At 41.2% G+C, this 21,035-nt stretch carries 20 protein-coding genes; 15 read left to right on the top strand and 5 right to left on the bottom strand.

Going from position 1 to position 21,035, the window contains the following annotated elements:
* Positions 1-79 precede the first annotated feature (79 nt).
* From pgsA to U5K72_07610, 10 genes are all read left to right on the top strand, one after another.
* The gene (gene pgsA / locus U5K72_07655) at positions 80-670 is read left to right on the top strand and encodes a CDP-diacylglycerol--glycerol-3-phosphate 3-phosphatidyltransferase (GenBank protein ID MDZ7718673.1); all 591 of its coding nucleotides are present in this window, start codon (positions 80-82) and stop codon (positions 668-670) included.
* On the top strand, positions 670-1,143 hold the full coding sequence (locus tag U5K72_07650) for a phosphatidylglycerophosphatase A (GenBank protein ID MDZ7718672.1): 474 nt from the start codon (positions 670-672) through the stop codon (positions 1,141-1,143). Before pgsA ends, U5K72_07650 begins: the two co-directional genes overlap by 1 nt.
* Positions 1,144-1,249: 106 nt before the next feature.
* Positions 1,250-1,891: an orotate phosphoribosyltransferase gene (gene pyrE / locus U5K72_07645; protein ID MDZ7718671.1), complete on the top strand. Its 642-nt coding sequence runs from the start codon at positions 1,250-1,252 to the stop codon at positions 1,889-1,891.
* Positions 1,879-2,352 (top strand): hypothetical protein, encoded by a 474-nt coding sequence (locus U5K72_07640; GenBank protein ID MDZ7718670.1) that lies wholly within the window; start codon positions 1,879-1,881, stop codon positions 2,350-2,352. Before pyrE ends, U5K72_07640 begins: the two co-directional genes overlap by 13 nt.
* A gap of 39 nt (positions 2,353-2,391) precedes the next feature.
* Positions 2,392-2,865, top strand: a complete 474-nt coding sequence (locus tag U5K72_07635; GenBank protein ID MDZ7718669.1) for an FKBP-type peptidyl-prolyl cis-trans isomerase — start codon at positions 2,392-2,394, stop codon at positions 2,863-2,865.
* A gap of 22 nt (positions 2,866-2,887) precedes the next feature.
* Positions 2,888-3,670 (top strand): FKBP-type peptidyl-prolyl cis-trans isomerase, encoded by a 783-nt coding sequence (locus tag U5K72_07630; protein ID MDZ7718668.1) that lies wholly within the window; start codon positions 2,888-2,890, stop codon positions 3,668-3,670.
* Positions 3,671-3,751: 81 nt separating this feature from the next.
* Positions 3,752-5,110 carry a tRNA (N6-isopentenyl adenosine(37)-C2)-methylthiotransferase MiaB gene (miaB, locus tag U5K72_07625; GenBank protein ID MDZ7718667.1) on the top strand — a complete coding sequence of 453 codons (1,359 nt, stop codon included), beginning with the start codon at positions 3,752-3,754 and terminating at the stop codon, positions 5,108-5,110.
* 623 nt (positions 5,111-5,733) lie between these two features.
* The gene (locus tag U5K72_07620) at positions 5,734-6,894 is read left to right on the top strand and encodes a peptidase dimerization domain-containing protein (protein ID MDZ7718666.1); all 1,161 of its coding nucleotides are present in this window, start codon (positions 5,734-5,736) and stop codon (positions 6,892-6,894) included.
* Positions 6,887-7,861 (top strand): glucosyl-3-phosphoglycerate synthase, encoded by a 975-nt coding sequence (locus U5K72_07615; GenBank protein MDZ7718665.1) that lies wholly within the window; start codon positions 6,887-6,889, stop codon positions 7,859-7,861. The genes U5K72_07620 and U5K72_07615 overlap by 8 nt, the downstream gene beginning before the upstream one ends.
* Positions 7,862-8,103: 242 nt before the next feature.
* Entirely contained in the window at positions 8,104-9,006 is a 903-nt protein-coding gene (locus tag U5K72_07610) for an HAD hydrolase-like protein (GenBank protein ID MDZ7718664.1), read from the top strand.
* Here U5K72_07610 and U5K72_07605 read toward each other — a convergent pair.
* Positions 8,996-10,744, bottom strand: coding sequence for a sugar phosphorylase (locus U5K72_07605; protein MDZ7718663.1), 1,749 nt, complete (start codon positions 10,742-10,744; stop codon positions 8,996-8,998). The genes U5K72_07610 and U5K72_07605 overlap by 11 nt on opposite strands.
* A gap of 172 nt (positions 10,745-10,916) precedes the next feature.
* Here U5K72_07605 and U5K72_07600 point away from each other — a divergent pair, with 172 nt between their 5' ends.
* The 3 genes from U5K72_07600 to U5K72_07590 are packed head-to-tail and all read left to right on the top strand — an operon-like array spanning position 10,917 to position 13,365.
* Positions 10,917-12,206, top strand: a complete 1,290-nt coding sequence (locus tag U5K72_07600) for a sigma-54 dependent transcriptional regulator (GenBank protein ID MDZ7718662.1) — start codon at positions 10,917-10,919, stop codon at positions 12,204-12,206.
* Positions 12,193-12,705, top strand: coding sequence for an LptE family protein (locus U5K72_07595; GenBank protein MDZ7718661.1), 513 nt, complete (start codon positions 12,193-12,195; stop codon positions 12,703-12,705). Before U5K72_07600 ends, U5K72_07595 begins: the two co-directional genes overlap by 14 nt.
* Before the next feature lie 27 nt (positions 12,706-12,732).
* Positions 12,733-13,365, top strand: coding sequence for a hypothetical protein (locus tag U5K72_07590; protein MDZ7718660.1), 633 nt, complete (start codon positions 12,733-12,735; stop codon positions 13,363-13,365).
* 221 nt (positions 13,366-13,586) lie between these two features.
* On the opposite strand, the gene U5K72_07585 is transcribed toward U5K72_07590, so the two are convergent.
* From U5K72_07585 to sulP, 4 genes are all read right to left on the bottom strand, one after another.
* Positions 13,587-14,267: an MBL fold metallo-hydrolase gene (locus U5K72_07585; protein ID MDZ7718659.1), complete on the bottom strand. Its 681-nt coding sequence runs from the start codon at positions 14,265-14,267 to the stop codon at positions 13,587-13,589.
* A gap of 28 nt (positions 14,268-14,295) precedes the next feature.
* Positions 14,296-14,508: a 50S ribosomal protein L31 gene (gene rpmE / locus U5K72_07580; GenBank protein MDZ7718658.1), complete on the bottom strand. Its 213-nt coding sequence runs from the start codon at positions 14,506-14,508 to the stop codon at positions 14,296-14,298.
* 103 nt (positions 14,509-14,611) lie between these two features.
* A complete protein-coding gene (locus tag U5K72_07575; protein ID MDZ7718657.1) occupies positions 14,612-16,426 on the bottom strand; it encodes an SLC13 family permease in 1,815 nt (604 codons plus the stop codon).
* Positions 16,427-16,881: 455 nt separating this feature from the next.
* Positions 16,882-18,672 carry a sulfate permease gene (gene sulP, locus U5K72_07570; GenBank protein ID MDZ7718656.1) on the bottom strand — a complete coding sequence of 597 codons (1,791 nt, stop codon included), beginning with the start codon at positions 18,670-18,672 and terminating at the stop codon, positions 16,882-16,884.
* Between the two features lie 432 nt (positions 18,673-19,104).
* Between sulP and U5K72_07565 the strand changes: the two genes are divergently transcribed.
* Both U5K72_07565 and U5K72_07560 read left to right on the top strand, forming a co-directional pair.
* Positions 19,105-19,563 (top strand): hypothetical protein, encoded by a 459-nt coding sequence (locus tag U5K72_07565; protein MDZ7718655.1) that lies wholly within the window; start codon positions 19,105-19,107, stop codon positions 19,561-19,563.
* A gap of 669 nt (positions 19,564-20,232) precedes the next feature.
* Positions 20,233-20,946, top strand: a complete 714-nt coding sequence (locus U5K72_07560) for a PAS domain S-box protein (GenBank protein MDZ7718654.1) — start codon at positions 20,233-20,235, stop codon at positions 20,944-20,946.
* Positions 20,947-21,035: the final 89 nt, after the last annotated feature.

Below are 21,035 nucleotides of genomic sequence, written 5' to 3'. Positions count from 1 at the left end.
AGCTGTTAACGGGTTTATCCATTCTTAAAAAATTATACACACAGATAACAATTAACTGCCAAGTATTATAACTTTGAGTGTGCAAAAAATACCAAACATATTGAGCGGCTTCCGGTTATTTCTGGCCCCGGTCTTCCTGTATCTGTTTATCCAGGAGCAGATATTCTGGCGGGCCTTAAGTCTGTTGATCTTCTTTATAGCAGCAGCTACAGACTTCATCGACGGCTACATTGCACGCCGTTTTAACGCAGAGAGTGATTTCGGAGTATTTCTTGATCCACTGGCAGACAAATTTCTCACTTTTGCAGGGTTTATCTGTTTGCCGTTCCTCGATTCAAATCAATTTCCTATTTGGGCGGTGCTGCTTATTGTTTTTCGCGATGTTACTATCACATCTCTACGAATTTTTGCCAACTATAAAGGAGTCACCATGAAAACCCGCTTCATGGCAAAAGTAAAAACCGCAATTCAAATGATCTATCTTTATGCTGCACTCGTCTTTGGATTTCTGATGTTACTTAAAGGCAGCTTTGGTGAAATCACCCAGACCGTTCTCGATTCGAATATATTCTTTGGTGGATTGATGCTGGTAACCATCATTACTCTCTATTCCGGCATTGAATATCTTGTTGTAAATCGCGCACTCTTTTCGCTTAAATACAAAAAATAATGAATATTCGTGTTGCTTTAGGCACCCTGTTCGGCGCCGGTCATCTGCCCGTAGCCCCGGGAACCTGGGGTAGTTTATTTACATTGCCTTTAATCTATCTTGCATCATTTCTTTTCCCAACCTGGGGAATTCCAGCTTTCTTTGTAGCCTCTATACTGTTATCTCTTTATTGTGCGCCGGCTGTGGAAGCAAAATATGGTCATGATCCCTCACAATTTGTTATGGATGAATGCGCTGGACAAAGTCTTGTTTTTATTCTGGGTGGCTTTTCCTACACCTTTTTTGGTGATCTTTTTACATTGATCTTTGGTTTTCTTCTTTTCCGGTTTTTCGATGTTCTTAAACCGTTGGGTATAGATAAGTTGCAAAAATTACCCGGAGAAATTGGTATATTAGCAGATGATCTGTTAGCCGGAGTTTATGCCTTCATCTGTCTCGAAGGTTGTTTCTATATTTATCATACTTTGCTCTGATATAATTCTGCTTAGAAGTTTATCGGACAGTAAATTTTTTATTGAAACTATATTAATTCCATTTTCTATACGTTACATCTTAATTCGACTGAATATTTTTTGAAGCATGATTATTGATAAGACATTTTCCAGGGAGCTCGCAAAATCATTACTTGAAATTAATGCCGTAATTCTCAAGCCAAATGATCCCTTTACCTGGTCATCCGGGTGGAACTCCCCCATCTACTGCGATAACAGACTTACTCTCCGTTACCCGGAAACACGGAAAAAAATTGCGCAGGCTTTTGTATCGTTTATTGAAGAAAATTTTTCGGATGTTGAAGTAATTACAGGCACCGCTACCGCAGGCATACCACATGCAGCATGGATTGCCCAAAATCTCGACAAACCCCTGGCTTATGTTCGTGCAAAAGCAAAATCATACGGAATGGGCAATCAAATTGAGGGAGGTGTAGATAAAGGACAAAAAACTATTGTAATTGAGGATCTCGTTTCTACGGGCGGATCTGCCATCTCAGTCATAGATGCTCTTCAATTTATCGGTGCAGATGTACAGGCACTGCTCAGCATATTTACATACGGTTTCGACAAATCAATCAAAAAATTCGAAAAAAAAGACGTTCCTTTCTACAGTTTAACAGACTACCCTACACTCATTGACGTTGCCCTTGAAACGGGAACCATCAAAAATAAAGATCTCAAATTGTTAAACGACTGGAGAAAAAGTCCCGAAACATGGCCGAATTAAGCAGTAAAGCGCTTGCAAATTTCACCGCAGCAACCTCTGCACTCATCCTTACCGAAAGCCTGCGTCTTGTAAGAAACTATAAGTACTACAACAATCTGGACGAAGACACTGCATCGCGGCATCAGCTTATCCAAAAGGTTCGTAATGTTCGAAAACTCACGTTCACTCTCGAGAATCTGATGACCAAGAACAACCCGGATGAAGCACCCTTTTTTGTATCCGTCGCAGGAGTTATCAACGATATGCTCGAAGAGATTCACAGGAAACTTCTTTTTTATGATGCCGATCTGATCGTAGATATTATTCCGTTGATTGATCAACAGCGGAGATTCTGGAGTGATTTTTCCGAGCCGGAATTTTATGATTCTCAACTTCTCAGGAAGTTAGATCACTCCATACCTGGAAAACTACTGACAATTGAAAAAAATTTAATAGGTCTTCCTCCGTTTGCAAGTGTATAATTACCAAAATCACTCACTTCAAAAATTTAAGCACGTTATATGATTCGATCTGCTACTCTCTTATTGCTCTTCACTGTTTATTTATCCGGCTGCCTGGGATCTACCGGGCCGAATGAATCATGCGAAAATCACGACCGACAGGAGCAAGCCGACTACTGGGAACAAAACCGGGATAAGGAAGGAGTAACTCAAACAGAAAGCGGACTGCAGTATCGTGTAATTGAAGAGGGCGATGGTGCCAGCCCAACGTTAGACTCCATCGTTTTGATTGAATATGAGGGAAGACGAATTAACGGCTCTATATTTGATACAACTGAAAATGTCGGGCCGCAGGAAACAGGTGTTGAAGGACTGCTCGAGGGTTTAGAAGAAGGTTTACAATTGATGCAAGAAGGTGCTACGTATGAATTTGTACTTCCCTCCTACCTGGCATTCGGAGAAACCGCAGGCGGAGATTTTTGCCCCGGAACAACCGTTATTTTTGAGGTAACACTCGTTGAAATCGTTGAATAACTAATATTTACAGAAAATTTATATGAGATTTTTAAAACTATTTCCAATTACTCTGCTTCTGATATTCGCTGGATGTTTAGATAATCCCAACACAAGTTACGATGATTCTGAAGATCAGGCCTTTATCGAAGAATATTCCCAGCGGGATGATGTAACCACAACAAGCAGCGGACTCATGTATCGTGTAATTGAAGAGGGGGAAGGGGAAAAACCTACAGCCACATCTATCGTTTTAGCTGACATGGAAGGTAGTTCTATCGACGGTGAACAATCCATAAATACATTTGATGGAGATCATCCTTCAATACTCGCTTTAAAAGACAACTTACCTGGTTATCAAGAAGGTTTTCAATTGATGAATATTGGCAGCTTGTATGAAATGGTTTTTCCAACAAATCTGGCTTTTGGTGATGGCAGAGTCATCCATTTTGAAAGAATAAAACTTCTGAACACGCAAACAGGATTTATTGAAGAGTATACACAACAAGAGGATGTAACAACGACCGACAGCGGACTTCGATACCGTGTGATTGAAGAAGGTGAGGGAGAAAGCCCCAACGAAACTTCTACCATAGTTGTAAATTACACCGGTACCTTAATGAATGGCGTAGAATTTGATTCAGGAGAATCTTCAACGTTTACGGTTGATGGAGTTATTGATGGATTTGCAGAAGGCCTTCAATTAATGAATACCGGCTCAACATACGAATTCCTAATTCCAGCGGATATCGGTTATGGTGACGATTCTCCAGGATATCCCGGAGCAGTATTGCTGTTCGAAGTAGAGCTGCTCGAAATTCAATAGAATAGTTGATTTTATTTTAGCTGTTAACATTCTTTTATCTTCGTTATTTTTGAAGGCTCAAATAAGAAAGAGACCCATACAATGAGTGATAAACGATTCTACATAGAAACCTACGGTTGCCAGATGAATTTTGCCGATTCTGAAATCGTAAACTCCATCCTGATGGAAGATGGAATGCAACCGGTACAATCTGCCGAAGAAGCCGATGTTATTTTTGTAAACACTTGTTCCATCCGGGAAAATGCAGAGACCCGGGTTTGGAACCGTTTAAAGGAATTTCGATCGCTCAAAAAAGAGAAAGATGATCTCACCGTTGGTGTTCTTGGTTGTATGGCTGAACGAGTTCGCGACCAGATTATCGACCAGGAACAACTTGTGGATATTGTTGTAGGACCCGATGCGTATCGCGATATCCCCAATCTTCTTGCAGAAGTGGATGACGGCCGGAAAGCCGTAAATGTTCTCTTATCTCTCGAAGAAACATATGCAGACATCAGCCCGGTTCGAACCAGCGATAACGGCGTAAGTGCATTTGTTTCCATCATGCGCGGCTGCGACAACATGTGTGCGTTTTGCGTGGTGCCTTTCACACGGGGACGGGAACGAAGCCGTCCGCTGAAAAGCATTCTCAATGAAATTCAGCAACTCAGCGATCAGGGTTATAAAGAGGTTACACTCTTGGGACAAAACGTAAACTCTTATCAATACGAGGATATCGATTTTACCCAACTGATGGATGAAGCCAGCAAGGTTGATAATGAAATGCGTTTTCGCTTCTCCTCCCCTCATCCAAAAGATTTTCCTGAACCGCTGCTTCACTTAATTGCAGAACGGCCAAATTTATGCAGTTACATTCACATTCCCGCTCAAGCCGGTTCAAACACAACACTTGAACGGATGAGGCGGCCGTACACAAGAGAGCAATTTCTCAACCTGACAGAGAAAATGCGTGAAATTATTCCCGGCGTATCGCTCTCAACAGATATCATCACCGGTTTTTGTGATGAAACTGAAGAGGAGCACGCTGATACGATGTCTCTCATGAAGAAAGTTCGATTCGATTTAGCGTACATGTTTGCCTACTCCGAACGGGAACGAACCCTGGCCCATCGAAAATATGAAGATAACGTGCCGGAAGAGGTGAAAAAACGTCGCCTGACGGAGATCATTGAACAACAGATGGATATCCAGGAAGAGAATAATGAGCAAGAGATCGGTAACCGACACCTTGTACTGGCTGAAGGCGAAAGCAAACGATCCAGCGAGCAACTTTCAGGCCGAACCGATACAAACAAAATGGTAGTTTTCGATCGAAAAGATTTCCAAAAAGGAGATTATGTGGAAGTTGAAATCACCGACTGCACCTCCGCCACATTGATGGCAACTCCAATTAAGAAAAGCTCTATTCAAGAGTTTTACGCTGAGCCGGCTTTGGTATAAACGAGTTAACCCTCCAGGGTTTGGAACCCTGTATTAGCGGTTTAGATCGAACTTCAATGACATGAGCCTTGCAAGTTTCTGTTCCTGTCAAAGTTGTGGGATAAGGCAATTCCCTTCGGGAACCGCTCCACGCAAGAGATCTCACTTATACTGGCGCAAGTGTTAAGCGAAGCATCACTTGTGCCCCTTTCCGTTTACAAAAAGCTTGGCACAACTGACATCCTTGGCTTACTGCTTGTAGGAAGATTTTTCCCAGCAAGAGATTATCTAATTTTATTCCAATTTATGCTTTAAAATATCGGGTTTAACACTTGCGCCAGTTTGGGGCACTGTGCAGACGAACGCTCTCCATCGGCTATCGAATCCATTTCGACTGCCGAATTTTATGACCTGAAATTGTGACATTCGGCAGGCGAAAAATACAATCGCCAGCCGAACTTCAAGCTTTTCAATGGTCTGAACCCGAAACCACTCAATCCTCATTCCACACGCCAAAAGCATGCCACTGTTAAGTGGATATTAAGTTTATTCATCGAACAGAGTTTATCAGGGTTTTGAGTGATAAGTTTCGTAAATTTTGGCATATTAAACGAAAGCAAGAATATCATTTTCACTAATTAACCATGACTGACTTTAAACCACTCGAAAAAAAGTTAAACGGGTTAGAAGAAAAACTTAAAAAATACCGGGAACTCCTTTTGGCAAACCTGGTGATGGTCGGCGAAATTCCCGCTCCAACATTTAAAGAGGAGGAGCGAGTGCAATTTATTCTCGACCGGTTTGATGAAGCCGGCCTGACGGACTCTTCGATTGACGATCATGGAAATGGAATTGGTGTTTTATCCGGACAGGAAGGAAAAGATGCAATTCTATTGAATGCCCATACCGACACTATTTTTTCCAAAAAAACAGATCATACCATGCAGGTTTCAAGTGATTCAATCACCGGACCCGGCGTGGCGGACAACAGTCTCGGATTAGCCGTGCTGGCAACTCTTCCCTACATTCTTGAAGATCTGGATATTGAACTCAAAAAAGACCTGTTGCTTTTAGCCGGTGTAAAAAGCCTTGGGCGCGGTAATCTTGAAGGAATTCGCTTTTTCCTGGAGAATAATCCATTTACAATCAGCGATGCGATCTGTATTGAAGGCATTCAACTGGGTCGGTTGAGTTATTCATCTATCGGAATGCTTCGCGGAGAAATCACCTGTACCGTTCCTGAAAGTTACGATTGGTCCCGTTTTGGAGATGCAAGTGCCATTCTGACTCTCAACGAAGTGATCAATAAGATTAACGATATCCGGCTGCCGAAACGCCCGCGAACGAGTATTGTGATGGGATCGATAGTTGGCGGAACATCTTTCAATACCATTGCACGCGATGCCACACTTGGGTTTGAAGTTCGGTCTGAATCGCAGGAAGTGGTGGAAGAGACCGGAACAACCATTGAGGATATTGTTCACGAAGTTTCATCAAAAACCGGTGATCAAATAGAATTAGATATTTTTGCCAAACGTAGTCCCGGCGGCATCCCCTATGCTCATCCATTAAACAACTGTGCCAGATCTGTAATGGAGTCGCTGAATATTGAACCACGGCTGGCGCCAAGTACGTCGGAACTTTCTGCTTTGATTGATGAAGAAATTCCTGCCCTGACACTTGGAATTACGGTTGGAGAACGAACTTTTAAAACAAATGAAACCATTCAGATTGACCCGATCTTTAAAGGCCTGGCTCAACTGATTGGTATAATTTTAGCTGTTGACGGAGGATATTGTGAGTAATAAGCTGCAAAAATGGATTGATAAGAATACCTATCATCATTCCGAATTTTGGGACCTCATGAAGTTGGTGGAGGCCAAAGAGAAGAAGAATCTAAAGATATCGCTGTGTCTACCTACTCTGAATGAGGAGAAAACAATTGGGAAAGAGATTATCATCTTTAAATCTGAACTGATGGAGCGATATCCGCTGATTGATGAGATCGCTGTGATCGATTCCGGTTCGGATGACAATACACTTGAAGTTGCAAAAAATTACGGTGCCGATACCTATCTTGCATCGGATATTCTGCCTGACCTTGAGTCCAAAAAAGGAAAAGGAGAAAATCTATGGAAAGCTATTTACCAGCTTGAAGGAGATATTATCGTGTATGTAGATGCGGATATTAGCAACATTCACCCACGATTTGTATATGGGTTAGTGGCTCCGCTCATCCATAGGGATAAGGTGCAATACGTAAAAGCTTTTTACGATCGGCCGCTGGCCTTTTCAGGAAATGTTCGCGCCTCGGGTGGCGGACGGGTAACCGAAATTTTGGTACGCCCTCTTTTCTCATTGTTCTTTCCCGAACTTACCGGGATCATCCAGCCACTTTCCGGTGAATATGCAGTCCGGCGCGAGGTTCTGGAAAACATTGCTTTCCCGATTGGATATGGTGTAGAGACCTCTCACCTGATCGATGTATATCATAAATACGGACTGGAAGCGTTCGCCCAAACCGACCTTGATAAACGTGTTCATGAAAATAAACCAACACAGGCACTCGGAAAGATGGCTTTTGGCATCCTTCAAACATTCATCAAAAGGGCACAAGCACTTGGAGTATTTGACAATGCTGAGCACGAAACCATTCTGCGACAATTCCAGGTAAAAGAAAATCAGTATGAGCAAAACCTGATGGAAATAATTGAAGAGGAACGTCCGCCGATGATTGAAATCGAAGAGTATCGCAAAAAGTTTAAGAAATAATTTTCCGGCTCCTGATGAACTACCTCGGGGCAGAGCTCACGAGGTATCGACTTTAAATCCATAATTTTTTTGATTAAATATGCGGATATTGGTGAGTGTCCCCCTTCGAAGGGGGCAATGGGGGATGATCGATTATGCATCAAAACCAAGAATTGGACATTCCTGAACTTCGAAAATCATCCCCCAGCTCTCTCCGTTCGCTTCCCCCTTCAAAGGGGGAAATTAAACCACTTTAGATTGAAATGACCTCAACCGACCTTCACGAACGGTTTAAAAAACTCTCCGAACCGCTTGAACCGATCGATACCGAAACAATCCCAACTCTTCACGAATTACGAGATATTCGGGTTATTGCGTATGATTTTTATGGTACTCTTTTCATATCCGGTGTTGGAGATATCGGGATTGATGACGGGCTTGCGAATGCTGACCTTTTATTAGAAACCCTCAAGAACTCAGGAATTGAAATCCTGGATGACTCGGCTGGCTCAGCCGGGTTTAACGTTTATAACCAGGTTGTTAAGGAGCATATTCAATCCCTGAAAAATGATGGAATTGAATATCCCGAACCTGATATCAGAGCTGTGTGGCAAGATGTTTTGGATGAGATGCGCAGTGAGGGGCTCATCAAATATTCAGAGGAAGATTCTATTGCGGAGATTGTATCCGTAGAGTTTGAAGCCCGGATGAATCCTGTTTGGCCAATGGCGGATGCTGTTGATACTCTCACCTATTTCAATGAAAAAGGACTGACACAGGGAATTATTTCGAACTCTCAATTTTACACGCCAATCGTTTTGGAAGCATTAACAGATCATTCCCTTGATGAACTTGGATTTGAAAATGAGATTCTTAACTGGTCATTCAAGCAACATCTAAAAAAACCCGGTCTTCAATTTTACCAGGATTTTTTGGATAAACTGAATACCTACAATCCGGATCTCTCCCCCGGCAATGTTCTTTACGTTGGAAATGATATGCTAAAAGATGTTTATCCGGCCCAACATTTTGGTATGAAAACGGCCCTCTTTGCAGGCGACAAACGCTCACTTAAATGGCGGAAAGATGACGAACGCTGCAAAGATATTCTGCCCGATCTGATTATTACATCTCTTTCGCAGCTCAAAGATTGCATTAAACTTTAACCCATACCACTCTAAATGGCGAAAGCTCTGCTATGCCATCACTTATACACCGCTTTCCCGAAATAATATCATTATAATTGGCATCCATTTGGATAGGCAATGAATGCTCGGAAAGATCCACTGATTTCGACTCATTCGTTAAATTAGCCAGCACAAGAACTTTCTCTGTCTCTTCAGGGTCCCAGCGTACCAGGCAAAAAATTGTATCATCAATATCACAGGCTTCCTGTCCTCCAAAGGGATGAAATGCCGGATGTTTTTGCCGAACTGAAATCACCTCTTTCATACTACTGAATATTCGTGATGTACTCGTATCGGGATCACTCAGCTCACTTGTCAACTCATCGTAATACCATTTTTTCCGGTTGATGGTTCGATAGCGACCTGTTATGGAAACCCCCTGAAGGTTATTTCGCGTTGCTGTCAGATTATGAAAATAGATTCCAGGTACACCTTTCAGGCTCAGTGAAATAATTTGCGAACAGATGTAACGCCGCTCCTGTAACGATTGTGATCCATTGATTCCACTGAAGGCATCAAAATAAGTGATATTCAATTCGTAAGGCGAAAGCGTTCCGTCCGGGTTTTTCTTCTCAGATACAAATCCTCCTTTTGTTTTGATGTCACTCACCAGTCTGTTAAACTCATCATCGGGTACTAATCCCTCCAGGGGACGAACGCCAATACCATCATGCGAAGAGGTAAAATTGAAATATGTACAATTCTCCGGTAGCTCCTTGAGTGTTTTTACCCATTTGGTTAGGTACGATGCATTCTCAGTTAAAATTGCGTGAAGAAGAAGAGGCGGTAAACTGAATTGATAGACCATATGGGTCTCGTCACCCTCACCAAAATAACTGATATTCTCTTTATGAGGCACATTGGTTTCGGTAATAATGGTTGATTCCGGTGAGAAACAGTTCACCAGAGTGCGCATCAGCTTTACAATTTCATGGGTTTCTTTAAGATGGATGCAAGAGGTGCCGATCTCCTTCCAGATGAAAGCAACGGCATCCAGGCGAACGACAGAGAGACCTTTACTCAGGTAAAAGAAAAAGATATCCAGGTACTCAAAAAGGACATCCAGATTTCTGAAATTGACATCAATCTGATCATCGCTGAATGTGGACCAAACAAATTTCTCGCCATTTTTAGTATGAACAGGTGTTAGAAGAGGAGAACTTCGTGGCCGGGTGACATCCGAAAGATCTGTAGATGGATCGATCTCAATAAAATAATCTTCGTACTTTTCCTCTTTTCTCAGGTATTTCTTAAACCACTCGCTGTATCTTGATGCATGATTCATCACCAGGTCCCCCATCAGGCGAAAATCTTTACTCATCTCTCCGATATCATCCCAACCCCCAAGCCGTTCATCAACCCGGCGATACTCCACAACTGAAAAACCGTCATCGGAAGAGCTTGGGAAAAAAGGGAGTATATGCACAGTACTTATCACATCATCCATTTTCTCTTTCAGGAATTGATGTTGTTTTCTGAGTTTCGATACAGGTTCGCCGGGACTTGGCTGAACCATATCTCCATACGTTATAAGAATATGATCTTTATGAGTCCAAACATCATGAAAAGAGACCTTTTCAGACGGCTGAAGATTGTACTTTCGAATCAAACTTTTCGTTCGATCTATACATTCATCAACGCTCTCTTTTCCATAAATTACAGTAAAATGATCGATTAACTTATCAAGCGTATTTTTACAAAAAATATCCTCTGCCATTGACAACTTTGAATTAGACTTCTTTACGTTAAACTAAAAGAAACAACAAACGATGTTTTTTCTTAAAAGTAAAGGTTGATAACGGTTGGTTTTTGGTAATAAAAAATCCAAATGCAGTTTATGGCAAGAATCAGATCTTTCTTACATTTAGGGTTCAACAAAAAATAGCACTATGGACAGGCAAGCACTACAGGAACGTTATGGAATTATCGGCGAATCTGACGCGATAAAGCAGGTTGTCGATAAAATTATGCAGGTAGCCGGTACGGATATTACTGTACTGCTCCAGGGAGAAAGCGGTGTGGGAAAAGATATTACCGCACGCGCTATTCATTCTTTGAGTAAAAGAGATCGAAAAAATATTGTAATTGTTAATTGCGGAGCCATACCCGAAGGTATCATTGAAAGTGAACTTTTTGGTCATGAAAAAGGATCTTTTACCGGCGCTCACGAAGCACGAAAAGGATATTTTGAAAAAGCCGACGGCGGAACCATTTTTCTTGATGAAATTGGTGACACCCCGAAGAATATCCAGGTAAAATTACTGCGGGTACTGGAAAGTGGTGAGTTTTTCCGAGTAGGATCGAGCAAAATGTACACGGCTGATGTCCGCGTGATTGCAGCAACCAATCAAGATTTATGGGAACTGGTACAACAGGGAAGTTTCCGCGAAGATCTTTACTACCGGCTCGATACAGTGAAAATTAAGCTGCCTCCGCTGAGAGATCGCAAAAAAGATGTCATCCCAATTTTCAGGAAATTTGTTACTGAGTTTTCCTCTAAATACGATTCCGTTTTCCAGGGATTTTCTGATGAAGCCAAAGAGCTCTTGATCTCTTATCGGTGGCCGGGAAATGTTCGCGAGTTACGGAATGTGGCTGAACAGTTGGTTGTACTGGAAAAATCTCAATTTATTGATAAAGACCGCCTTCAAAAATACCTGAAAGGCCGCCAGCATCTTGGTTCAACTGATAACCTTCCGGTACTATCACGGCAGGATCCGGAGAGTGATTTTGACGGAGAGAAGTCATCTACAGATACAGGTATTATTTACAGGGCACTGGTTGAGATGAGATCAGATATAGCGGACCTTAAAAAGATGCTCGCAAAATTTCTCTATTCAACATTTAGCGAAAAAGAGATTAAAGCACTCCCAAGTGCCGTTTCAAGAAATATCGATCCAAATGATATTTCCGGACATATTCGCGATCAGATGGATGATTCCTCACTCGGTATTCGTTCTGTGGATACAACAGTAGAGGAAGATGAGGATGTGGAAGATGTGGATGAAATCGAACAATTTTTTACTGACAAAGAGATTCCATCTATTGAAGAAGCAGAAAAATTCCTGATTGAACAGGCCCTCAAAAGATTTGACGGGAATCGGCGGAAAGCTTCAGAAGCACTTGGAGTGAGTGAACGAACACTTTACAGGAAATTAGATCAGTATGGAGTTCAATAAGTCATTCGGTGTTCTGCTGGTTTGTTTGATGATCCTCGGCGGATGTGTTACCTATAGTTTTACAGGTACATCTATACCGGCAGATGTTCAAACGGTATATATTCCTTTTTTCCCGGACAGGTCGCAAAGTGGCTTGGGAGATTTGAGTGACCGGTTAAACCGGGCGTTGATTGATCGATTTATAAATCAAAGCCGTTTGTCTCTGGCAAACGACCAGGAATCATCGGATGCATGGGTTGAAGGGGCTGTACAGAGTTATGTGAATCGCCCGTTCAGTATTGGCGGAAATCAACAGGCAAACAGAAATGAAATTCAAATATCCGTTCGTGCAACATTTCAATTCGCATCGGATGAAGAACCGATATATACAAAAACATTTTCAGGCAGTTCTACCTATGATGTGGTTCAGAATCCCGTTGAAGGTGAACTGGAAGCTGCCGAAACTGCTTTGCAGCAAATATCAGACAATATGTTTAATGATGCCGTAAGTAGTTGGTAAAGTGGCATCCCTTCATTAAAATCTGGCATGGAGTTACAACCGAATCAAATACCAAAATCGTATCAAAGCTACCTGGAGACATTTGAAGACGATCCTGAAGCTGCGATAGATCGCCTTAAAAATCGGGTTGAAAAACGAAATGCCGGAGCTGTGGGCTATTTTTTCTTAGCCTGGCTCTATCTGAAAAATGAGGATAAAGAAAAAGCACTGGAAGCCTCTATCCAGGCAAAAATTATGGCTCCCGGAAGCCGTCTGATGAGCCGGTTACACTATTATATATCTCATCCCCATTCCTTTAAAGCCTGGGAGCCAACTAAGCACCGAAAACCATTTAAGCCAGATCAACATCTCTACGACCACTCCCACCCCATCCAGGATTTGGACGGGTTGATTGCCAAACTCTCATCTGTCGAATCAAAACGGATCAAACCGAATATAGAAGCCGAGGAAGACAAACGAGATTTGAGCGAAAAAAGCACCGATGTAGATGATATCGTAACGGAGACACTGGCCGTTATTCATGAAAAGCAGAAAAATTATACCGCCGCAATTTCTACCTATAAACGCTTGAAAAAGATCAATGAGTCGAAATCCGACTATTTTGATGAGCAAATCTCCCGCCTGAAAAGTAAAATGAAAGAGGAAAAATCAGATGAGTAAAAATCTCCCCTTGCCTGTTCCGAACACTTTCGGGGAGGGGAGTCCGCCTTTAGCCGGATGGAGTGTTTCTCGATCTGTTGGCCTCCTTCGCAATGGCCACCCTGGATGCTCTGCTTCTGACCTGCTTGCATATTGTATAGCAATGGAGCTTAATCTGCTATTCCAAAGCAAAAACTTCGGGATGAGTAAACGTTTCTTCCTCGCGGCACAGGCGAGCCACGTTACGTGTTTGTAACTTTCACAAAAGCGTTGTGTTTCTTCTCTCTGCCAATGGTTGTTGCAGGTCCATGGCCCGGATAAACAGTAGTATCATCCGGAAGATGGTAAAGCTTTTCTCTGATGGACGATGCAAGTATATCAAAATCTCCTTTATACAGATCGGTCCGGCCTACGCTTTCAAAAAAGATGACATCTCCTGCAATCAAAAGTGCATCTTCTTCAAAGTAAAGTGACACATGATCAGGTGCGTGACCCGGAGTAAAGATCACATCAAATGAAAAATTACCGATTGTAAAATTTTTCTGTTCCGGAAGAGGATTGGGAGTAAAATCAAATCCAACAGATCGAAATCCGAAAGCCTGTGACTGCTGCTCAAAGTTATTCCATAAAAAAAGATCTGAATGATTCAGGTAAACAGGCAGTTCAAATTCATTCAAGACTTTATGAAGGCCCAGGATATGATCCACATGAGCGTGTGTAAGACAGACCGCTTGCAGTTCTGTACCTGACTCATTTAATTCAGTTTTAAACGTCGTGTATTCATCCGGAGAAGAAAACCCCGGATCAATCAATAGTGCCTGATTATTCTCAATAAGCAGGTAGGTATTCTCGGCAAACGGCCCTACTTCAAATCTCTTTAGCTCCATCAGTTCTATATAAAAAAAGGATGCAATGACTGGCACTGCATCCTTTTGTTCAAAATAGTTTTAACTACTTCTTGTTGTAGCGTTTATTAAAGCGATCAATTCGTCCGGCTTTCTTCTGAATTTTCTTATTCTGGTTGTAGAAAGGGTGGTTTTTTGAATCTACTTCGCTTTTGTAAACCCCCTCTTGAGTATCCATGGTACTTCTGGTTGTAAACTCAGTACCATCGCTCATTACAACTGTAATTTCTTTGTAATCGGGATGAATTCCTTTCTTCATGGTCTTATGATGTTGTTCAAAATATTTTCAGAAAAGAAAGATAAGGATATCGGATTGTTCATGCAATTGTATTGAGTGAAATAAAGTTCTCAACTCACTTCATTTACAGTGGCCAAATCACCGGAGCGAGAAGAATGACAACGGTCCAGAGGATAATTTGCAGAGGAAAACCAACTCTGAAAAAATCCGTAAATCGGTAATTCCCGGGACCGTACACCATCAGGTTGGTTTGATATCCAATCGGGCTGATAAGCGACATAGAAGCCGCAAGAGTTACGGCAATAAACATTGCCCGTGGATCGATATCCATGGAGCCGGCCACTGACAATACAATTGGAAACATAATAGCCACAGCCCCATTATTTGTGATAATTTCAGTTAACAAAGCTGTTACCAAAACAATACCGGCAAGCAATACCCAATTTCCGTACTCGCTGGTTAAATCAATCATCCAAAAACCTATCAAATCTGCCGTACCGCTTACTTCCATCGCCTTTCCTAAGCCTAACGCTGCACCAATTACAATCAGAACGGTCCAATCTACTGATTTCCTGGCTTCTCCCGGTTCGATCACATTAAATGCAAACAGAGTTGCCACACCAATCAAACCCGCTAAAGCAATATCCAGCATACCGGAAGCTACGCTTACAACGATTCCAAAAAGTACCGCCACAGAAACATACAGCGATTTACCTCCGGGACGTTCCTCCTTTACTTCTTCCCTGCTTTCAATCTCTTCACCACCCGCCTCACTTGTGAGGAAAAAATCCTCAGTATCTTCATAAGCGCCCCGAAACCCTCGTCCTGTATCAAGGAGAAGTACATCACCGGCTTGAATTACAAAATCTCCAAGGGCTTTGTCAACTCGTTTTCCCTTTCTCCTTATGCCGGTTACAGCCGCACCAAATCGCTCCAATAATCGTGCATTCTCCAGGGTTGAGCCCACTAAACGCGACCCTTCTTTTACTACAATCTGGTGCAGTTCCCGGTCCTGTTTTCTGTCTCTTTTAATAGTCCTCGGTGGTTGATATAGTATCTGAAGACCCGGATAATTGCTGAGAGATGGCACTTTTGCTGCAATTCCACCCTTTGCGGCATACATTAAATGATCTCCAACTCTGAACCTTTCGTTTGGTGGTACCGGAGCTATTTCACGATCATTCCTGTTAATCCTCGAAAGATAGAAGCCAGGCAGCTTGTCCAAACCAGTTTCATGAATTGTTTTACCGATAATTTGAGCATCATCTGTGATTTCAATTTCAACCAATAGCTCTCGTTTTCTCTCCTCCTCGTATCGAATATCCCGCCGCGCCGGAGTTAATCCCGGAGATACTAAAACAAGATATATCAATCCTACAATAGCACACGGAACTCCAAGCCACGCCAATTCAAAAAACGAATAACCCTCATATCCATAATCCTGTAAAAGTCCATGAGCAATGAGATTTGTGCTGGTTCCAATCAGTGTACATAAACCACCAAGGATGGCCGCGTAAGAGAGAGGAATCAATAATTTTGAAGCGGGAATACGGTTCTTTTGAGACCAGCTCCGAATTGCGGGGATACCCATTGCTACGACGGGCGTATTGTTCAAAAATGCAGAATAAGCCGCAACGCTCGGACATAGCCTAATTAAAATCCTTCGAATTTTCTTTGTTTTCCTGCCGAGTATAAACTCACTTGCCCTGTCTAACGCACCACTTTCCCGCAATGCAGCTGCAATAACGTAAAGGCTTCCCAGGGCAAGCAGGGTTGTGTTTCCAAATCCCATGGCAGCCTGCTCTAAGGTCATGACTCCCAATGCAGTGACAGCTGCAACTGCTGTTAACAATACGGCATCGGGACTCCATACATCGGAGGCAAGTGCAATAATGGTTAGAAGTAAAACTCCAAAGACAATTATCTGATCTGGACTCATACTGGCAAATTATCTTTATTCATTTTACAAATATCAATGAATTATTATCTGATAGAAGGCTTTGCAAAACTATGAACGTCATCCTGAACTTTCCCATCGGGATCCCTCCGGGGGATTCAGGATCTCCTGATACTGGCTATAAAGACGAATGGAGAATCTGAATCGAGTTCAGATTGACCAATAACCACGGTTTTGCAAAGCCTTCTGATATTTGTAATAACAACCCGATTAAAATAACATAAATGTCTATATATAGTTACTATGTTTTTAAGAGGACTTATCCCATTTTTGTAAGTGTAAACATATTTCATGTTGTATGTCCTTTTGTCTTGATACAAAAGAACGAAAAAATAAAGACTGTGAATACTTGGCGGCGGACACGAGTTCACCGTGGAATCCTTTCAATGGTCCATCAGGCTTTCAGAGTTCAACCGGTAAATGCGTTCTGATAGAAATTAATCATCAACGTTTTTCATATAGTCTTTCAAACGATGAGGTTCTTCAAACAGATCCACTAACTCCGGGCTATGAGATTCTTTTTCTTTCTGATCCCACTTCTCCAACAGATATTTCACAGCCAAATGCGTGCTTTCATGAAAATGAGTACCGCCAAGACTACGTGCAAGTCCCGAACGTGTTAATAATTTTTGAACCGGAGTCTTCATTCCCGCAAAATGAAATTCGATATCCCAGGTTTCCAGGGTTTCCATAACCGAGTGTAACGCTTCGATGGCAGTCGTATCCAAATCATTAATGCTCATCGCGTCTACAATAACCGCACGTATTTTCTTGTTCCTGTCCTCGCTTTTTTGGATGATAAAATCTTTGATGAACTCCGCATTATTGAAGTTAATGGCGGCATCAAACCGTAAAATCAAGATCTCCTCTATTGGTTCGGCTTGTTGATTTCGGGAAATATCACGGTATGTACGAGTGCCTGGAATATGGCCTAAAACAGCAAGATTTGGTCGGCTGGAACGATATAATACCAAAAGCAGCGATCCGCCAATTCCCAACAGAATTCCCTCCTGAATTCCAATCAAAAGCACACTAAAAAATGTAAATAATGCGATGTAGCCATCTTCAGGTTTCGTACGGAATAAATATCGCAGTTCGTCAAAATCTATCAATGATAAAGCAGCCAGAATGATAATAGCCGAGAGACCGGCAACCGGTATGTAGTAAAACAGGGGCGTTAAAAACAACAGTGTTAAACAGATCACTACGGCACAGATAACGTTAGAAAGCGTGGTTCGGGTCCCCGCCTGCTCACTCACAACTGTTCTTGAAAAGCTGCCTGAAATGGGCGGGCTCTGGAAAAAACTTCCTATAAAATTTGCCGCTCCGATTGCAAAGAATTCGCGATTTGGGTTAATGGGATATTTGTACTTTTTAGCATACGTCTTTCCAAGCGAAATTACAGTCATAAGCTGAACCAAAGCTAAGGTTGTAACGGTGGGAATTAACCGGCGAAGGTTATTGAGAGTTAATTCAGGAAAATCAAAAAATGGCAGGCCTGACGGGATTGAACCAATCACTTCAATTTCATAATCCTGCAAATTAAATCCCCACACCATAAATCCTCCTGCCACTAACAGAACGAGTGCTCTCGGGAAAAGTGGATTCCATTTTTTTAACAGGAAAAGCATAGCAAAACCAATCAATCCAATTCCCAGCGCCATAAAATTTACCATCTCAATTTTTTCAAAAATCTGCATAGCTATAATGCCTATGTATTGAGATCGCTCGAGATCGACGCCAAGAATATTCCCCAACTGGCTGAATACAATAATGAGAGGGGCAGCGGCTGTAAAACCAAAAATAACAGGTTTTGAAAGCAGGTTCACCAAAAATCCCATTCGAAGCAGAGATAGCCCAATATGAACAAGGCCCACAAACATGGTTAGCAAAATTACCACAGAAACATACTCTCCCGAACCGGGTTCTGCTATCATCCCGGCACCGGACGCAATAATAATCATGTCCGTAGCTACAATACCAAGTGATAAGTGTCGTGATGTTCCAAATAACGGGTAGATCAACAGCGGAACGAGTGATCCGTATAAACCATAAATGGGCGATAATCCGGCAATTACGGCATAAGCCATTACTTGCGGGATTACAATTACACCAATCGTGAGTCCTGCTTTGGTATCGGCCCAAAAATCATCTTTGGTGTATCTGTGAATCCAGGTAAGAATGGTAAATTTATTCCTGATCCAGGAAAGGGCAGCCTTAAGGTCCATATCTCAGTGATTGAAACCTATTTTTCTGATCTCAAAAGTCAAAATTTAATATTTAATGAGCGGTTGAATATCAATCAGAAATATATTTTTGAATCCGCTTACATCCATGAAAATATAAATAAAAATTTAAATTATACGATCTGAATCCCCATATCGGTAATTCTTTTTCCTTCATTCTTTCTTGATTTTATCTCCTTCCAAAAAAATCTAACTTCCCCCTTACTCGTAATACAACATATCTTCTATCACTTTTTTAATGAACTACCTCGGAGCAAAGCCCTGGAGGTGTCAACAAGTCCCGAAAACCTTTTTATGGTAATAAATATTTGAAAACAGATTTAAAATGTAACCGGCCTTCAGCATTGAATGAAAATACAGATGATGTTTGTTGTAATAATCAGAGATAATCATAACGATAAATAATTACAAGCCATGAAGTTACTATCATCGAATGATATTTTAGATCTAACCGGAAACATTATTCATGAAGACACCCAATTGCATGAGCAGCATCTTGATTTGACGGTTGCTGAAGTTCATCGATTGACAAAAGCTGGTTCTATGGACTTTGGCGGGAGTGAATTTACACCATCAGCAACAGAACCAATTTTGGCGGAAAAACTAAATCCGAATGACAAGTATGGGTGGTGGAATCTAAATATCGACACATACAAAGCGGTTTTTAATGAGTCAGTTGAGGTTCCCAAAAATACGATTGCGGTCATTACTCCACACAGTCATGCAGAGAAATCAGGAATTATTATAAATACACTTTTCATTTCACATAAAGACAATCTAAACGATTTATATATGAACTTTCATGTGCCGGTTGCGGGATGTAAAATCAAAGAGAACGCACGAATTGCAACGTTGAGATTTTTTAGAAAATAGTTGCATAAATCAGCTTGACTGACCCGACACCTATCTTCCAATCCGGTAATTTTTTAAAGAAAAGATGTTCTTTACTGGTATGACTCAGTAATGATGTTTTAACTAAATATCTTTATTTCTAAGATCAGGAAATATGTAGATCGGTTCGCTGAGCCGATCAATCTTGATCTTCACCTATCAGTTTTTCCTCGTCGTGGTGCTCTGCCCTGCGAAGGAGTAAGTGGCTGCTCTGCTGCCATCCTTGAGATATTATCTTATATCTTGACTCATTCCTACTTCGGGAGCAGAGCGCCCGGCCTATTCGTTCAGATCAGAACACTCTGAAGAGATTCTACGGAACTTTGGCAACTCACTTACAACTAAAATTTTTCCTTGATCTTATTCAGTCAAAAAAACTACTTTCCCCTTTGCAATACAAGCAAATTTCTAAGGTTATAACAATGAGAGATCTGACAACTATTGGCATGAATCTAATACACACTTTAACTAAAATTATCATGCTTCCTTTCACATTTCATTCCTCATTTTAAACACCTTAGAAAAGTCATCTTTAAAATTTATTTACAGAAAAGACAGGTGGTACATAAATAAATTTATCGATCTGAATCATCTCAGATTTTAGAATCTACTCGAATAAATCTCAAAGAAGTAAGTAAGCCATAACAAACAATGCTTAACTATGAAACTTGTTTCAAAAAGAATCCTCTTCCCATGTGGTTCATCAGAAAAACAGATGAACAGATTTTATCCGTTAACAACTCAGCTATTGAAACCTACGGTTACTCAAAAAAAGAACTATTAAACAGAAAATTCTCAGATCTTTTCCCGGAAGAGGATCAGAAATTATTTGATAATTTCTTTAGACAAAAAATTAATGAAACTACACAATTTGGCATCTGGAGGCTTAAAAAATCAAATGGTATAATCATAAATGTTTCGATCTACTGTTTTACCTCTCACTCATCAAATGGAGATGGTAACAAGGTATTGATCAGTACCCTGCCGCATGAGCCAAAATTTATTATTCCCAATGGAAATGGCGCGGCCAAGCCCGGTATCTTTCAGTTCATTACGAAAGAAACCATAACAACAGATGAGCTCAAATGGTTAAAAAAAATCTATAACTATGTATTAAACCATATTGATGAAAATATAAAAATCGAAGACTTGAGCTATCACCTGGCGCAGAGTACAAGAACCATAAACCGTTATTGTAAATCAATAACAGGCCTTTCTCCTTACCAGCTCATTCAAAAAATTAAATTTGCCAGGGCAAAATTACTCTGGGAATGCGGAATTATAAATGAAAAGGAAAAGCTTGCCCACAAAATTGGGTACAAAGACAGTTATTATCTGATTCAAAAAATGAATAATCTAAATTAGAATTCTTCATAACTCATTGTATCACAGATCATTATGACATTTTTTGGCATGACTTTCTGATTTGCATTTTGTTAATTCAGGTAAAACAC

Source organism: Balneolaceae bacterium (genome assembly GCA_034521495.1).
Taxonomy (GTDB): Bacteria; Bacteroidota; Rhodothermia; order Balneolales; family Balneolaceae; genus Rhodohalobacter.
The sequence above is the reverse complement of the archived record's forward strand: the minus strand, read 5'-3'. Positions and strand labels throughout refer to the sequence as shown.

What these genes read in the sequence shown, in the direction of transcription:
- U5K72_07650 (MDZ7718672.1), top strand. Translation starts at nt 670, where the DNA reads ATGAATATTCGTGTTGCTTTAGGCACCCTGTTCGGCGCCGGTCATCTG.
- pyrE (MDZ7718671.1), top strand. Translation starts at nt 1,250, where the DNA reads ATGATTATTGATAAGACATTTTCCAGGGAGCTCGCAAAATCATTACTT.
- U5K72_07640 (MDZ7718670.1), top strand. Translation starts at nt 1,879, where the DNA reads ATGGCCGAATTAAGCAGTAAAGCGCTTGCAAATTTCACCGCAGCAACC.
- U5K72_07635 (MDZ7718669.1), top strand. Translation starts at nt 2,392, where the DNA reads ATGATTCGATCTGCTACTCTCTTATTGCTCTTCACTGTTTATTTATCC.
- U5K72_07630 (MDZ7718668.1), top strand. Translation starts at nt 2,888, where the DNA reads ATGAGATTTTTAAAACTATTTCCAATTACTCTGCTTCTGATATTCGCT.
- miaB (MDZ7718667.1), top strand. Translation starts at nt 3,752, where the DNA reads ATGAGTGATAAACGATTCTACATAGAAACCTACGGTTGCCAGATGAAT.
- U5K72_07620 (MDZ7718666.1), top strand. Translation starts at nt 5,734, where the DNA reads ATGACTGACTTTAAACCACTCGAAAAAAAGTTAAACGGGTTAGAAGAA.
- U5K72_07610 (MDZ7718664.1), top strand. Translation starts at nt 8,104, where the DNA reads ATGACCTCAACCGACCTTCACGAACGGTTTAAAAAACTCTCCGAACCG.
- U5K72_07605 (MDZ7718663.1), bottom strand. Translation starts at nt 10,744, where the DNA reads ATGGCAGAGGATATTTTTTGTAAAAATACGCTTGATAAGTTAATCGAT.
- U5K72_07600 (MDZ7718662.1), top strand. Translation starts at nt 10,917, where the DNA reads ATGGACAGGCAAGCACTACAGGAACGTTATGGAATTATCGGCGAATCT.
- U5K72_07595 (MDZ7718661.1), top strand. Translation starts at nt 12,193, where the DNA reads ATGGAGTTCAATAAGTCATTCGGTGTTCTGCTGGTTTGTTTGATGATC.
- U5K72_07590 (MDZ7718660.1), top strand. Translation starts at nt 12,733, where the DNA reads ATGGAGTTACAACCGAATCAAATACCAAAATCGTATCAAAGCTACCTG.
- rpmE (MDZ7718658.1), bottom strand. Translation starts at nt 14,508, where the DNA reads ATGAAGAAAGGAATTCATCCCGATTACAAAGAAATTACAGTTGTAATG.
- U5K72_07575 (MDZ7718657.1), bottom strand. Translation starts at nt 16,426, where the DNA reads ATGAGTCCAGATCAGATAATTGTCTTTGGAGTTTTACTTCTAACCATT.
- sulP (MDZ7718656.1), bottom strand. Translation starts at nt 18,672, where the DNA reads ATGGACCTTAAGGCTGCCCTTTCCTGGATCAGGAATAAATTTACCATT.
- U5K72_07565 (MDZ7718655.1), top strand. Translation starts at nt 19,105, where the DNA reads ATGAAGTTACTATCATCGAATGATATTTTAGATCTAACCGGAAACATT.
- U5K72_07560 (MDZ7718654.1), top strand. Translation starts at nt 20,233, where the DNA reads ATGCTTAACTATGAAACTTGTTTCAAAAAGAATCCTCTTCCCATGTGG.